The sequence below is a fragment of the Streptomyces sp. NPDC005017 genome, from assembly GCF_042873115.1.
Classification (GTDB): Bacteria; Actinomycetota; Actinomycetes; order Streptomycetales; family Streptomycetaceae; genus Streptomyces.
Window position 1 is genome coordinate 1 of sequence record NZ_JBIALD010000023.1, and the last position, 13,709, is coordinate 13,709.

The 13,709-nt window shown below is 67.2% G+C and carries 13 protein-coding genes; 5 read left to right on the forward strand and 8 right to left on the reverse strand.

Translation table 11 applies throughout. From position 1 onward, the window contains the following. Window positions 1-379, reverse strand: a 379-nt coding sequence (locus ACFYR0_RS28540) for a transposase domain-containing protein (protein WP_389334098.1), incomplete at its 3' end; no start/stop codon positions are given. A gap of 169 nt (window positions 380-548) precedes the next feature. Here ACFYR0_RS28540 and ACFYR0_RS28545 point away from each other — a divergent pair. Continuing rightward, entirely contained in the window at window positions 549-1,121 is a 573-nt protein-coding gene (locus tag ACFYR0_RS28545) for an HAD-IA family hydrolase (RefSeq protein WP_389334101.1), read from the forward strand. 121 nt (window positions 1,122-1,242) lie between these two features. On the opposite strand, the gene ACFYR0_RS28550 is transcribed toward ACFYR0_RS28545, so the two are convergent. The 4 genes from ACFYR0_RS28550 to ACFYR0_RS28565 all read right to left on the reverse strand — a co-directional run bounded on the left by ACFYR0_RS28550 (window position 1,243) and on the right by ACFYR0_RS28565 (window position 8,756). Further along, complete coding sequence (locus ACFYR0_RS28550; RefSeq protein ID WP_389334104.1) at window positions 1,243-2,712, reverse strand: hypothetical protein; 1,470 nt, start codon at window positions 2,710-2,712, stop codon at window positions 1,243-1,245. Window positions 2,713-3,050: 338 nt separating this feature from the next. Next, complete coding sequence (locus tag ACFYR0_RS28555; protein ID WP_389334107.1) at window positions 3,051-4,151, reverse strand: hypothetical protein; 1,101 nt, start codon at window positions 4,149-4,151, stop codon at window positions 3,051-3,053. A gap of 642 nt (window positions 4,152-4,793) precedes the next feature. Next, complete coding sequence (locus ACFYR0_RS28560) at window positions 4,794-5,084, reverse strand: hypothetical protein (RefSeq protein WP_389334110.1); 291 nt, start codon at window positions 5,082-5,084, stop codon at window positions 4,794-4,796. A gap of 393 nt (window positions 5,085-5,477) precedes the next feature. Further along, window positions 5,478-8,756 carry a CHAT domain-containing protein gene (locus tag ACFYR0_RS28565; RefSeq protein ID WP_389334113.1) on the reverse strand — a complete coding sequence of 1,093 codons (3,279 nt, stop codon included), beginning with the start codon at window positions 8,754-8,756 and terminating at the stop codon, window positions 5,478-5,480. A 707-nt stretch (window positions 8,757-9,463) separates the two neighbouring features. Between ACFYR0_RS28565 and ACFYR0_RS28570 the strand changes: the two genes are divergently transcribed. Both ACFYR0_RS28570 and ACFYR0_RS28575 read left to right on the forward strand, forming a co-directional pair. After that, on the forward strand, window positions 9,464-9,724 hold the full coding sequence (locus tag ACFYR0_RS28570) for a hypothetical protein (protein ID WP_389334116.1): 261 nt from the start codon (window positions 9,464-9,466) through the stop codon (window positions 9,722-9,724). A 609-nt stretch (window positions 9,725-10,333) separates the two neighbouring features. Further along, a complete protein-coding gene (locus ACFYR0_RS28575; RefSeq protein ID WP_389334119.1) occupies window positions 10,334-10,594 on the forward strand; it encodes a hypothetical protein in 261 nt (86 codons plus the stop codon). Between the two features lie 181 nt (window positions 10,595-10,775). Here ACFYR0_RS28575 and ACFYR0_RS28580 read toward each other — a convergent pair whose 3' ends face one another. The 3 genes from ACFYR0_RS28580 to ACFYR0_RS28590 form a co-directional block, all read right to left on the reverse strand. Continuing rightward, on the reverse strand, window positions 10,776-11,210 hold the full coding sequence (locus tag ACFYR0_RS28580; RefSeq protein WP_389334122.1) for a hypothetical protein: 435 nt from the start codon (window positions 11,208-11,210) through the stop codon (window positions 10,776-10,778). 178 nt (window positions 11,211-11,388) lie between these two features. Next, window positions 11,389-11,850, reverse strand: a complete 462-nt coding sequence (locus ACFYR0_RS28585) for a nuclear transport factor 2 family protein (protein WP_389334125.1) — start codon at window positions 11,848-11,850, stop codon at window positions 11,389-11,391. A 2-nt stretch (window positions 11,851-11,852) separates the two neighbouring features. After that, on the reverse strand, window positions 11,853-12,260 hold the full coding sequence (locus ACFYR0_RS28590) for a carboxymuconolactone decarboxylase family protein (protein WP_389334128.1): 408 nt from the start codon (window positions 12,258-12,260) through the stop codon (window positions 11,853-11,855). A 51-nt stretch (window positions 12,261-12,311) separates the two neighbouring features. On the opposite strand from ACFYR0_RS28590, the gene ACFYR0_RS28595 reads away from it, so the two are divergent. Both ACFYR0_RS28595 and ACFYR0_RS28600 read left to right on the forward strand, forming a co-directional pair. Beyond that, window positions 12,312-12,587, forward strand: coding sequence for a transposase (locus ACFYR0_RS28595; RefSeq protein WP_389334131.1), 276 nt, complete (start codon window positions 12,312-12,314; stop codon window positions 12,585-12,587). 102 nt (window positions 12,588-12,689) lie between these two features. Next, window positions 12,690-13,553, forward strand: coding sequence for a helix-turn-helix domain-containing protein (locus ACFYR0_RS28600; RefSeq protein WP_389334134.1), 864 nt, complete (start codon window positions 12,690-12,692; stop codon window positions 13,551-13,553). Window positions 13,554-13,709: the final 156 nt, after the last annotated feature.

The window sequence follows — 13,709 nt, forward strand, 5'->3', positions numbered from 1 at the left end:
AGGTCACGGCCTCCTCGTCAGGCGCGGTCAGCGTGGTGCCGTCCACCGCGACCACGCGCAGCCCCCGGTAGAAGGCGCAGGCCTGGCCGCGGCCGGCTACCGGGCCGGCCAGCACCTCGAACAGACGGCGCAGCGGGGCACTGCCCAACCGACGCCGGGCCCGCGACAGCGAGGAAGCACACGGCCGGACCGCCGTCCGAGCCCCGATCCCCGTCGTGAGCTTGCCCCACACCGCCTGGTAGGAGGCGTTCTCGAAGAACGCGAAGGCCAGCACGAAGTACACCACCACGCGGGAGGGCAGCAACCGAACCCTGTGCTCGTGGGCACCGGTGTCATCGAGCACCGCATCAACAAGGTCGAGGTCGATGACCTGCGTCAACTCGCCCAGTTGACCAGACGCGTACACGTCCGACGATGGCGCCCCGGACCGGACACTGACAGACTTCTGAGACAACGGGACCCCCGGATCACTCGTCCCCAGGCTTCGACACCAAAGGGACTACCAGGGGTCCCGCCCCCTTGACAGGGCGCGCAGTCCAAAAGCAACGGTGTTGCACACAGCGGGACGCCATCCGTTCACCGAAGCAGAGATCATCGAGCGGTTCGTGGGCTCGTCCACCGAGGTCTACACCGCAGCTGTCGAGGAACGTGTCGGTCGGCGCCTGGAGAAGGACTGGCAGCGACAGTACGAGCATCTGTACGAGGCTGCCTTCGAGGCCGAGTTGACCGCTGTCGATGGCGTCGCAGAGGTCTTGGGCCGCCTCACCACAGGCGTCTGCGTCGCATCGAACGGTGATCACGCCGGCATCCGGAGAAGCCTCGAGATCGTTGATCTGACAGGCCACTTCGAGAACCGCATCTTCAGCGCGACCGACGTCCGCAGAGGCAAGCCGGCACCCGACCTCTTCCAGTACGCCGCACGTTCCATGGGGGTGCTACCCGAGCGGTGCGCGGTGGTCGAGGACAGCGCCTACGGAGTGCAGGCAGCGCGGGCCGCAGGCATGCTGTCCTTCGGATACTGCGGCGGCCTCACCCCGGCCTCGCGGCTGGAGGGTCCGGGAACAGTCGTGTTCGACGACATGCGCAATCTTCCCGAACTGCTGGCGACCGCCAAGGTCTGAGCTCGCGCAGCCCCTCGTCCAGAGCCACTCCCGTCGCCGCGGTACAGCGAGCACGTCAGCCCATCGCTACGCCAGATCTCAAACGCGGTGTGATACGCGCCATTGGCGCGGATCGTGAAGCTCACAATTGCGCAGCAGAGACGGCAGACCCCTTCTCGTCAACGAACGCCTTGGATGCGGTTCGAACGTTGTCAAGTACTGCTTGGGCCCTTTGGTCGATCATGCGAGTGAACACCTCTTGCGATATTCCCAGCAGAACCGCCCAAGCGATTATCTGCCCGGTGTTGTCCAGATCCGAAAGGCCGGGTATGACATTCCCACGGATCAGCAGAAGCCCGACGACGGCGCAGACTGCGCCGGCCGGAAGCTTGAGCAGCAACAATGTTCCCGGTATCGAGTACGGCAACGTGGTGCCCTGGATGCGACGCAGCGCAAGGGTGCCGATAAGGGCGGCGCCGGCAAGTCCCACGACCTCGACAATCGCAACATCTACGCTCTGAGGCTCTGTCCCCACAGGGCATGCAGGATTTGTTTTTGGATCATCGAAACACAGCGCGAGGGTCGAGGGGCTGATAATTCCCCAGATGGCCAATGCCGCAGCAATGATCAACATGCCCGCGATTGCCAGGAGTACGCAGTTTCGGAATGAGCGGACTTTCGCACGCTCGATTTCCTCTGCGCCATTGGCCGCCTGCAGGGCAGTCACTGCAGCTTCCCGAAAATCAGGAAGGAGTTTCCCGTCCGAGCTCATCAACTCACGCTCGAGCGCCTGGCGGCGTGGGTCTTGGATGCCCAGGTGATGCTTCACTTCGGCCAGGACTGCAGGACCCTGCCACCTTAGATCATCATCGGGTGTCAGGCGCAGAATCTCTATCTCCGCCTTGTGCAGGTTGGAATAGACACGGTCAACGTCCGAGCCGTACCAACTGGCCTTCCATCTGGGCTTGTTTCTGGCAGCATGTTCGGCGTTCAGCAGATGCTCTCGAGCCGCCGCCATCTCACCCTTGCCGAGCTTTCCGTTTCCTCTCTCCAGCTTGTTCAGTTGGAACCTGAGCTCTCCAATCCTCGCCAAGGCGCGCTCACGCCAGGACGGCCTGCCCTCATCCGATTTTGATCTGACCGAATGGACGCCATCACCCTCGCGGATACTCTCCGGCGATGACAATTCCATCGCCAAGTGGACTTCCGCCTGAGGGACATCATCGAACAGGAGCCGTCTGAACTCACCGTTGGAAAGTTCCATTTGCAGCTGGTCGTAGGTCAACTCAAGTGTTCGATCTGGCGTTGCTTCAACCAGTTTAGTACTGTCCAGTGCGGCGTCTTTGAAGAGGTCCCTTCTCATCTCCGTCACCCACTGAGGAACCGAGAACCCTTCCTGCTTCAACGGATACCAACACCACAGCGACAGGGAAAACTCTGCATCCACCGGCAGAACTGGGCGATCTTGTAGCAGCGCCCTTTCCTGTGCCAGCGCAAAACACCCGGCCAGAACGTCCTGCAGTGACTCTCCCGCGGAAAGTCGCGGCTCTACAAGCAGAGCGAGATTTCGGGAAAAGTTTGCATCAAACGGTGCGGTGGGAAAATCGTCCATCGTGGTCGACCTCCGCTCATTCCCTATCGCTCAACAGCGAGGCAGTATTGCTCGGCAGACCCGGCCCTCGAATACATCCCCATCGGCTGTGCGAAAGGTGAGCTGTTCGCTTTCGCCCGAGCATTCCGGTTCAAGTCGAATCGCAACACCGAATCGATGGACCCCGACCGGGATCGTCAACCCCGCTTCGAATGTACGGCCGCCCCGTCAGTACGGCGTCATCCCACCGTCACCGTGCAGCGGGACCCGGCCCCAGGAGGCCTGCTGAGCCTGCCCAGCCTCAGCAGGCCTCCTGGCGGCCCTCACCGCCCGGCACCTGCCCGATGGACCGCCGCCCTTCAGGAGCGCGTCGCCGTCCCGCATCCGGAGCCGTCGGCCTCCCGCATCCGGGATTCCATCGACGTGCTCCGGTCGTACGGATCGACCTCGGGACCGTCCCCCGGGCGCGAGGAGGCGAGCTCCGCGCTGAACTCTGGAGTGAGATAGCCGGTGTAGGTGTCGCAGCCACCGTTGGTCGTGTCCACCGAGTAGGACACGAGGGAGAACGTGTCCGGCTCGATGATGATCTTCGCAGGGTCGTCCCAGCTCATCACGACCTCGCGGCGCACGATGGTCCGCGTCACCTCGTCGCCGCCCTTCACCGCGCGGGCGACCGGATACACGTAGGTGACATCCGTGGTCACCTCCAGCGCACCGCGCTCGCCCTCCCGGAACGTGATCCGCCCTCGCACCTTGACCACGTCGCCGACGAGCCGGATCTTCGCCTTCTCGAACCGGCTGAACAGAAGTCGGGGATCGTTCTCCTGAGTGGGCGAGCGGAACGCGGCCGTCAGGTAGTCCTGGACGTCCTGCTGGTGAGGATTGATCAGGGCGATCGCCTTCTTCGGCCGCTCCCCGAGCAGAACGTCACGATCCAGACTGGACGCGGCGAGAAAGTCCCGGGTCTTCTCCAGCGCCTGGGCGACCTGGGCCTTGCTCATCCACCCGGTCGCCCGAGCGACAGGCACGCCGATCCCGGCCGTCCCGTTCCCCCACCGCAAGGCAGGCGATCCCTTGAAGGGCTCCTCCAGGGTGGGGGTGTCCGCCGCCTGTGTCGGCGGAGGCTGGTCGGGCCGTGCCGACTCGACGGCGAGCGGCGGACTCCCGTCTCCCCCGTCTCCGCCGTCGAACCACCCGGTCACCCGGTCCGGATCCACCGCTACAACCAGGAGGACGACCGCAACCACAAGACCGACCGCGTACCAGCCCTTTCCTCGCTGCCGACGTACGGGCGGATGACCACGCCAAGGCGCCGGCCGGTCGCTCCCCTCCCGCAACCGCCGCGCCACGGTACGGGCTCGCGCCGACGGCTCCTGCGGCGCTCCCGCGGTGCCCCTCTCGGCGTCGCGAAGGAAGCGCTCCCACTCTTCGTCCGGTATGGATCCCTCACCCTTGGCCACGCCGGGCCCCACCCTTCTCGCGCACCCGGTCCCACCCCAGGCGATGATCTTCCGAGCATCATCGCACAAGCGTGCGAGGGGAGTTGGCCCGGTTCGGTAACGGCACCTCGCTTGGCTCGCCGGTGCGCGGCACGGCCGGGTCTCCAGGCGTCTGGCCGCGGCGCAGAATCGGGAACATGGAACGCGAGAGCGCTGCGGGGCCGGCTGCGCTGAGCGAGGAGCCGCGCCGGCATGAGCAGGTGGAGGCTGCGCCGGCCGCAGCGGTCGCGGTCACCGTGCAGGCTCTGGTGAGGGAGTAGGAACGTACCGGGGCAGGGCGGACACAGCCACGCGGCAGCCCGCTGAACCGCTCAGGTCTCCGGGTCCCGTCGGACCGGGACGCCCGCCGTCGGCCCGGCAAGCGGGGAGCCGTATCCGCCAGTGACGAGGTGGTGGGTCGAGCGGCACCCAGACCAGGTCAAGCGACGGCAAACAAGACTCATCGCCGACCTGAGCGCCCTCGGGGTCTACGCATCCGGCCTCACGTCCGTCAGCCCTCCCACGTCCCAGCCCATAGAGCCGGGTCAATCGGCCACCCCTTCGGGCGGCCATTCTCCGAGCTCCCCCGCGGCCGGGGCGTTGCGGCAAGGTGCAGAGAGCCAGCTACTCCAGACACTGTTCGTAGCAGTGGCCCTCGTGCCACACACAGCAGGCATGGTGTGACGACCGCACCACATCGTCGTCTCGATCACGGAACTCTGTGATGATCCGACCGTCCTCAACCCGTGACAGACCCACCTGCCTGGTGAAGTCGATCTTCAACGTCTCAAGTTCGCGCCTCAAGCAACGCACCGAATATCTGCGGGCGGCTTCGGGGTATCGGGCGAATACCTTGTCGATCTCGGCAAAGAACTCAGGATCGCGCTCAGGTCCGCACGCAGGCTTCTTGTTCATGGTCACCCTCCGCACCAGCGACCGCTGTCGCAGGATTCTCAGCTGTGGAGCAGATCCCGCCTTTCCCGTGCGGGACCGCCGCGCGTTGTCCTCGAAGTACAGATACCCACCCTGTCGAAATCTCGGCCTGAATCGACGGTACGGCAGTGCCGTCAGTGCGGCGTTACTCCGCCGTCACCCTCTGATGGTTTTGGGCCAGCCGCAGGTGCCTCGGGCTTCCCCGCGATGATGGACACGATTACCGAGGTTTTCAGGTTGTTCCTTGGCTCTCTTGGCGATGTGGTCGTCACTGGACATGAGCTCGGCACGGCCTCGCCCCAACGGACACGGTCGCGTCCCGTCCACGACTGGTGATCACCGTATGTCCGTTCGGAACGGCAGGGGACTCGTAGATCACGTCGGTGCTCGGCTCGTGGCCGTGGCGGCGGGGCTGCCGTAGACGGCGTATGCAAGCCAGGTCGGGTCGCCGTCCAGGTCCCTGGTGGCCCGGCGGGCGGCCAACGATGCCTGCCCCAAGGGCATTCCGCCGTCGAGGAGTTGTCCGTAGAAGGCCTTCGCGAACTGCATGGCCGAGTCGGACCGCACGGGCCACAGCGTGCCGATGAACGCCCCCGCGCCCGCCTTGAGGAAGGTCTGGGCCCACCCGAGCGTGTCACTGAACCATGGGATCTCCCCCGCGCTGCGACAGGCGTTGAAGAACACCAGGGGCTGGTGATCACGCAGGCTGCCGGTTTGCGCAGCCGTCGCGAGGTCGCGGGGGGTGAAGTGTCCATCGGCCATGCGAACGCGGGACCCGGAACGGGAGAAGCCGTTGTGGCAGGCGAAGTGCAGAAGGCCGGCATGGCCGCTCTCGACCAGGTCGGTGAGAGCCTCACGTTCGGTGAACAACCCGGCGTCGACCACGTCGCGCCCGAGCAGATTGCGCAGTTCTGCTATCTCCACTCGCGCCTCCGCGGGTGAATCCGGCGGCATGACGAAGGCGGCACCCGGGACGGCGATCCGATGGACACGGTCCTGACGGAAGACGCGGCGCACGACAGGCAGCCACTCGGCGAGAAAGCCGTTGTCGTGACCCTTGTCCAGCGGGTAGAGAAGCTCCCAGGGCACGAAGTCGTGCTCTCCGAGGACCGTGAAGGACGTGATCCGGTCCGCCTGTTCCCAGAACTGCCGCTGTACGGCCTCCGGAACGGCCGACGACCACAGCTGAACGCCCTCGTTCTTCAGCCGCTTTCGGAGCGCGGCCGCCGAGGCGGGTGAAGCGCCGCCGGCTCGGGTGGCCGCCTCGCGCAGTTGGTCGTAGATCTGCTCGGTCGCCGCGCTAGGATCTCCACCGCGGTAGCGGAACAGTTCCGGCGGATAGCAGGTCTCGCTCAGCAGCTGGAAACTGAACGAGCCGTCCTCGGCACGGTGGACCTGGAGTGTGGCCTCTCCTGGTTCGAAGGCGATGCCCGGCAGCACCGCCCGCCGACGCGGACCGTCTCTCGTCACCCCGCCCTCGGTAACCGAGATCTGGAGATGCACCGCTCCCAGATACGTTCCCTGATGGAAGGCGCGGACCGTCACCTGATGAAGACCCGAAGCCATCGTGCGCAGGCCGAAGTACAGGACATCGGAATCGCTCCCCGGGTACACGATGAGCTCCTGGGTGAGATCTCCCAGCGCACGCAGGCCCTGCGCGGTCACGGTGATCGTCAGTCGCGTACCCCCCTCGGGCACCAGGAACGATCGCATTCGAGCACTGTGCGCCCAGGGCTCTCGGGTGATCTGTACATGCAGGGGGACCTCGCGGTCCGGGGCGGCCTGCTCCGCCAGTTCGGCGACCAGGTGATGCGGTTCGGACAGTCCCTCCGCCCCGCCCGAGGGAGCTGGCTGCCGCTCCTGCCATGACCAGGCCGATGCACTGCCCATTCCGAGGGCGGGCTCCCCGCGCTGCGACGGCCCGGTGGCACCGCCGCCCGCGGCGAGTTGTGGGGCCGCTCCGACGCCGTCGACGAAGTCTGCCTCCTCGTCCACCGGAAATCCGCGCATCGGAGACGGCGCCTGACTCGCCCAGGGCGGATCCTGCGGTCGGACCGGAGCAACGGGCGAGGTCTGCGGAGGGGTGCTCTGCTGGGCGTCGCCGCGATATGACGGCGCCGCGGATGCGGGTGAACCACCGAGCGTCGACTCGTGCCCGACCGCACCGTCGGCCCCGCTCCGGCCAGGTTCCATCGACGAGCCGTCCCGGCCACTGGGATCAGTTCCGGCCTGACGTCCCTGCGCCGTCTTCCGCCGCAGGCTGCTGAGTCGGCCGCGCACGTCCTCGGGCGCCCGCGAGATCTGCGGCCCGGACGGCTGCTGCCGAGCTCCACCAGATGCCATGTCGGCCCGTGGTACCCGGCGCGGCAGGCCGGAAGGAGTGACACCGCCCGCGGACGGTCGACGGATCCGATCGGCCTGCCCGCCAAGGTCGTCGTTCGCGGAGCCCCGCCAGGCAGGCGTGACGGGACCCTGTGGAGAGGTGGGCGCAGTCTGCGACCGCTGCGAGGCCGGGGTCAGGCCGTCGCCGGGTCTCTGGTCCTGCCGCGCCTGGAACCAGTCGGCCGCCAGCGCGTCGTACAGCGGCGTACGTTCCTCGACGGGAGCCGTCGGAGGTGCCTCGGAGCCCTGTCGCGCGGAGTTCTGAGAGGGCGCATGCGGGGACAGACCGCTGCTCGAGTCGTGGACCCGCGGCAGTTCCACGTAACCAGTGCTCTGTGGGTCGTCCCGACTGTCGGGCGCAGCGAAGACCTCTGGGGGCGGCACCTGTTCCGTGGACGGCGGCTCCACAACGCGCGGGTGCCTCTCGCGCAGATACGGTGGGCGCGTCGGCGGCTCAGCAGGCAAGCCATCGGGCGGCGGCATCAGGGGCGTTGGCGAACTGACGAGGTAGGGTCCGCCCGCGCCGGGCCGACGGTGAGCCGCGTCCGGCTCGTCGACACGCCGGTTCTTCGTGTGCGGGAAGCCCCTCGCGAGCACCGCCGCCAGTTCGCGATACGCCTCCCAAGTCGCTTCCCGCGCATGCTCCAGGTTCGCGAGGCCACCGTGCGCGAGTTGTTCGTCGAACGGCACGACGACGACGCTGCGGCAGGCTCCCGCCACCTGTTCCGCGGCTTCACGGGCATCGAGCGACGTCCCGCCGCCTCGGACGTCCGTCAGGACCACGTGACTGCGATCCGCGAGGTAACGATAGGTGGCCAGGGCGTCGACGGTGGCTGCGATGCTGGACTCGGACAGGCTGCTGACGAATACGTGCTGGTCGGACCCGGTCAGCGCGACGAAGGTGGTCAGATGGCCAACGCCGGTGGGACAGTCGCTGAGGACGACCCCGTACGAGTTGAGGGCAGTGAGAAGGGCGCTGTACGAGACCGGGTCAAGCGGCTCTCCCGGTGCGGTGGCGCCCGCGTCGTCGGCGAGGATCTCCAGTCCGGAAGCCGCCCTGAAGGTGAACTCCCCTATACCGGATCCGGAATCGCGGACACGGGCGGCCAAGTGCCGTAAGTCCACTCGCGTGTTGTGCGTGGGGGTATGGCGTCTCAACGCGCCATCACTGGCGTCCACCGCGATGATCGGGTCGTCCCGCTCGTAAGCGAGCACGGCGCCGAGGCCGGCGATGGTCGTGGTCCTGCCGACGTTGCCGTACGGGCTGACCACCGCGACGAGGTGGGCGCCCGCCGGTGGAACGGGCGTACGAATCACCTTGCGGAGGTCGGGCCTGCTGTGCGGGCTGGAGGCGCTCCTGCCCCGCCACCACCGGCGACCTCTCGCCGACATCGGTCCTCCCCGGTCTCGCGCCGCTCCGGCCCTGTCCGTCCTCGCACCTACCAGCTCGCGCCAAGAACGGCCAGGACGTCCCACCACATCGAGCCCGCAGACGAACGGCGACCTACCGGACCCACCCAGTCACGATGCTAGGTCGAGCAGCGCGGCGCCATGCGGCGCTCCGATCAATTCCCTTGCAGGAGCGGCCTTTACCAAGGTTGATGTCATTGTCGAAGCCCGGCAAGCCTCTGGAGCCGCGATCGCGCGCTGCGACTGCGGATCGTCCAGGCCCGCCCCTGCGGGATCTCTCCCGCCACGACACCGGGCCGGCGGCGCCCCTACCCACCGCGACGACCCCTTCGGCCGGGCGGGCCGGGGCGTCATGGCGGACAGCGTCGTGTTCGGACGTGAGATCCCGCACCGGCCGTGCCCCGGCAGAGTCCCGCGGGTCTTGCGCCCCCTCACACTCGACGGGGGACCACTCTGCCGTCTCTGATTTCGGAGTCCTTCGGAGTGAATGACCGGGGACACCTCTCAATTCAACCCACTTATTAGCCGAGGATGAACAACGAATCGACGCCCAGGAAAGGAACAGAGCAATGACGATTGAAAATGATCTGACAGACGCCCAAAAAGGCGTGTACGCGGAGAACGCCTCCGCACTCGACAAGGCCGAGGAGCAGCTCCGGATGGCCCAACAGGAGGCCCGTGCGAGGCTGAAGGAAGTGGGCATCGATAACGAGGGCGTAACCGAGTGCATGAAGTGCGGATGTCCGGCGTATGTGCCGACACCTCACCATCCCGGCGCGTTTTGCCCGAGAGAATTCTGCGGGCACTCCTGGGCCAGTCATATTTGGTGACAGAGATCGTCCCGTGAATCTTTGGGCCTTTCCCGTGCCGCCGCTGCCGAGCGCAGGCGCAAGGACGCGGAGGAGCGGGCAGCCGCTCCAGCCCGACGCCGCCGGAACGCCGAGCAGCGGGCACGAGCGCGTTCGGAGGAGCGTCAGGCGGAGCTGCAGCGGCTGGCGGGCTTCTTCGAGTACGCGGACATGGACCCGCTGGCATGGGAGACCTGCACACTGATGGTCCGCTCCGCCTCAGGCAAGGCGATCACCTACGGCGATCAGCCCCTCGCACGGCATCACCCAGCCCGCCGTCGACCGCAGGGGCGCCAGCGTCAGCGCATGGATCAAGATCGGCAATGACGCCAACGTGGTCATCACGGGCATCACCTGCGGCTGACCAACACCCTCTGCGCCTCGACGGCCGCCCAAGACGTCGAGGCGACAGCGGACGCCCACGTCGACGGCTCCTGGAGACAGTGTCGCGCCACACGGACGCAGCAGCACACATTCCACCCCAGGCGGGCTGGCCTGCCACACAGGAGGCCAGACACGTAGGCACTGAGCGAGACTGAGGCCGCAACAACCGTGCACGCTTCCGCCTTCGGCATGCTGCCCCCACGCTCCGTGGACGCCGCCCAGCAGTCCGTGGCGGCGGCACTCACCACCGCGCGGGACGCACCACCGGTACTGCAGGAACGGCTCGTCGGCGCGGTGCAGGACAGCTTCATGCACGGCTTTCACGTCGCCTGCTTCGCCGCGGCGTGTATCTGCCTGCTCGGATCGTTCGCAGCGTCGGTTCTCCCCGGCCGCCCGACACCCACCCTCGGTCGAACGAGTGAGACAGCAAAGGACACATCGCCCGCAGCCGATCGGCTGCCCGGCTGAACGGTCGGCCCATGCTGCTCGGGAAGACGCCCACAACCAGCGCCTCTCCAGCCCGGGCGCCCTGCGGGACCTTCACTCCTGGCCTCCCAGCGACCTCAGACGTGAGGCGACAGGACCTCGATGATCTCGGCGATTCCGACAGCGGGTCGGGCCTCGTGCATGGTGATCACATCACCGGGCTTCAGATGCTGCCACCGCTCGTAGCACAGGGGGCCAGGCGGATGTCGGTTGTCTTCCCTGGCCGAACTGCGGTGCGAACTCCACCCAGAGCCGTGCGATGTTCACGCCCTGCTGTCCCGCTGCGGTGACCGATGTCCCACAGAGGACGGAGCCGGCCGTCACCGGAGAAGGCACTCTGGCGTCCGCCCTCGTCAGCGGACAGCAGGGTCAAGGTTGCACGGATAGTGCCATGTCTGACCTCCCACCCTCGCCACTCGCACCAACGGCGAGTGCGGTCGAGCATCATCTGCCGAGCGGCTTCGGCGAGCTTCTCCCAGAAAGCGGTGGACACCGGACGGGCATCCGCGATCTCGATGAGCACGTCCAGCGCCATCTCCCACTCCTGGAGCTGGATGTCCTCGCGAACGTCCGCCACCGTCTGGCCGTTCTCCGCCACGGCGTCCTCGGGCAGCAGCTCGGCGGCCTGGCGAGCAGTGGGTACGCGTCATCCATGTGCTGGATTGTCGCCTGGTCCAGGGCGCCTTGTCACAGGTGACCACGAAGGACGCAGCAGGGCGCGACGCGCCGCCCTGACCAGGGATCGCGAGGCCATCAAGGCGGCCGGCAGCGCGAGTTCAATCCGAATCGGAGGCATTCCCTGCCATGGCCAGGATGTCCTTGTTCCCCTCGCCCCAGCCCGCGGTCATGACGATCTCATCGATCTTCCAACCAGTGGTGGTCCTGGCCAGCCCGAATCGGTATGTGCCGTACAGGGACCACTGTGGCGACCCGTAGGGATTGGCTAGCCGGTGCGCGGACCGGAAGGAGGCGGTCAGCATCCCGCGATCACCGTCGACCGTGACCAAGTGGTTGCCGAGCAGGTGCTGCGTGGCGTCGAAGGCACCGATCAGCTTCGACCACATCCCGGTCACCTCAGCCGCCGTCAAGACCTGCGGCTCGCCCCCGTAGATGCTGGTGAAGTCATGAACCACCTTGTTGCCGAGAAGTCCCGGCAGTGACGCCCAGTCACGGGTGTCGACGCTCCACATCATCCGGGTGCAGGTCTCGATGATGTCGTAACGGTCCTGAAGCTCCATGATCACTCCTTCGTGAGGGACGGGACGGGCAGCAGCCCGCGTGCGTCGAGCACCTGGCGGGCGATCGACATGGCCGCCAAAGCGCGGGGGAAACCGGCGTACGGGACGGCTTGCGTGATCGTCTCGACGATCTCCAGCGGCTGGACCCCGGCTCCCAGCGCGGAGCCGACATGGGCCTCGATCTGCGCCTCCTGGCCGCCAAGTCCAATAAGAACGCCGAGGATGACCAGTTCGCGCCGCCCGGCGTCGAGTCCGGGCCGGGCGTGGATGTCGCCGTAGGCGAACTCGACGGCCAGCCTCGGGAGGTCCGGCGCAATGTCGGCCAGCGAGTCGTAGACCCGCTGCCGCAGCTCGCCGGCCCCACCCAGTTCGGCCTGCCGGGCTCGTCCCCGCTCGTACCGTGTCGGCATGTCCGGACCTCCGGGCTCGTGCGATGCGTACAGCTGACAGCCTGCCGCCCCATGGCAATGCGCCCCAGGCCCTCCCTTTACGGGTACTGCCAGGGCCACCCTGCGCCTCGCCATATCGAATTCAACGGCGAAGGCGATCACTCCAGGCTGGTCAACAGTCTCAAAGGTGTCAGCTCCCGCTACCTGCGCGCCGAGTACACCGGGCGGATCAACCGAATCGGCATGGGCTCGGCGTTCTGGGCACCCTCGTACTTCGTGGGGTCATGCAGCGGCGCACCACTGAGCATCGTCAAGGGCTACATCGAGAAGCAGAAGCGGCCTACCTGACTGCAGCCCGAGGCGCAGGGAGATCCGGTGCTGCGCGCCTGCGGGCCGAGGCACGCATGCCCGCCCGGCCTGAAGACCGGGATTCCCTGCGAAGATCAAGGGATGGAGAACCTGGGAGCTTTCCTGAACTCTCGCCGGGCCCGCGTGACCCCCGAGTCCGTCGGCCTCCGGCCCGGCGCCCGACGCCGGGTGCCCGGCCTGCGCCGCGAGGAAGTCGCCCAACTCGCCGGGATCAGCGTGGAGTACTACCAGCGCCTTGAGCAGGGCAGGTCGGCCGGCCCTTCCTCGGAGGTGCTGGACGCCATCGCGCGGGCACTGCGCCTGGAGGAGGTGGAACGCACCCACCTCATCGCCCTCGCCCACCCTCCACGCCATCCGAATGGTCATCAGCCTGTAGAGGTCCGGCCGCAACTGTGGCGCATGCTCGACGGCATGGCGGGGATCGCCGCCCTCGTCATCAACGACCGCTTCGACGTCCTGGCCTCGAACGCGCTGGGCGCACGGCTCTTCGAGCCGGTACTGAGCGAACCAGGCTCGCAACGCAACCTGGCCCGGCACCTTTTCGTGAGCGCGACCGCCACGCACTTCTACCTCGACTGGGAAGAAGTAGCCGCGGCCACTGCCGCCCAACTCCGGCTCGTCCACGCCCGTCACCCGGCGGACAGCGAACTAGCCCAGCTGATCGACGACCTGGCTGCTGCCAGCCGGTCCTTCCAAACCCACTGGTCAGCAGGCGACGTGGAGCTGCGGGCCGCCGGAGCGAAGAAGCTCAGACACCCCGCTGCCGGCGTGCTGGCCCTGCACTACGAGAACCTCGACCTGCCCGGCGACCCCGGCCAACGCATCGTCGCCTTCAGCCCGGAGCAGGACACGGCCACCGAGACCGCCTGGCAGCTCCTCACCGCCTCGCTCCCCCACCGCCCAGCCGCCCCAACAGGCGCAGCCGACAAGGCGGATGACGCCTGACCATGCCCAGGAGCGCGCCCAAAGAGAGGCGTACGATGCCTCCCTCAGAACACGGCTCACCCAAATTCGAACGCACATCCTCACCCCGGAGGGCTTCCCGGGCCACTCCGTCTCGCGCCCTCGGCGGTGATCCGAGCAGGCACGGCAGAGACCGGC

Excerpts from the sequence above, each read along its gene's own strand:
- ACFYR0_RS28600 (WP_389334134.1), top strand. The coding sequence starts at position 12,690 with ATGGAGAACCTGGGAGCTTTCCTGAACTCTCGCCGGGCCCGCGTGACC.
- ACFYR0_RS28550 (WP_389334104.1), bottom strand. The coding sequence starts at position 2,712 with ATGGACGATTTTCCCACCGCACCGTTTGATGCAAACTTTTCCCGAAAT.
- ACFYR0_RS28560 (WP_389334110.1), bottom strand. The coding sequence starts at position 5,084 with ATGAACAAGAAGCCTGCGTGCGGACCTGAGCGCGATCCTGAGTTCTTT.
- ACFYR0_RS28585 (WP_389334125.1), bottom strand. The coding sequence starts at position 11,850 with ATGGAGCTTCAGGACCGTTACGACATCATCGAGACCTGCACCCGGATG.
- ACFYR0_RS28570 (WP_389334116.1), top strand. The coding sequence starts at position 9,464 with ATGACGATTGAAAATGATCTGACAGACGCCCAAAAAGGCGTGTACGCG.
- ACFYR0_RS28595 (WP_389334131.1), top strand. The coding sequence starts at position 12,312 with ATGGCAATGCGCCCCAGGCCCTCCCTTTACGGGTACTGCCAGGGCCAC.
- ACFYR0_RS28590 (WP_389334128.1), bottom strand. The coding sequence starts at position 12,260 with ATGCCGACACGGTACGAGCGGGGACGAGCCCGGCAGGCCGAACTGGGT.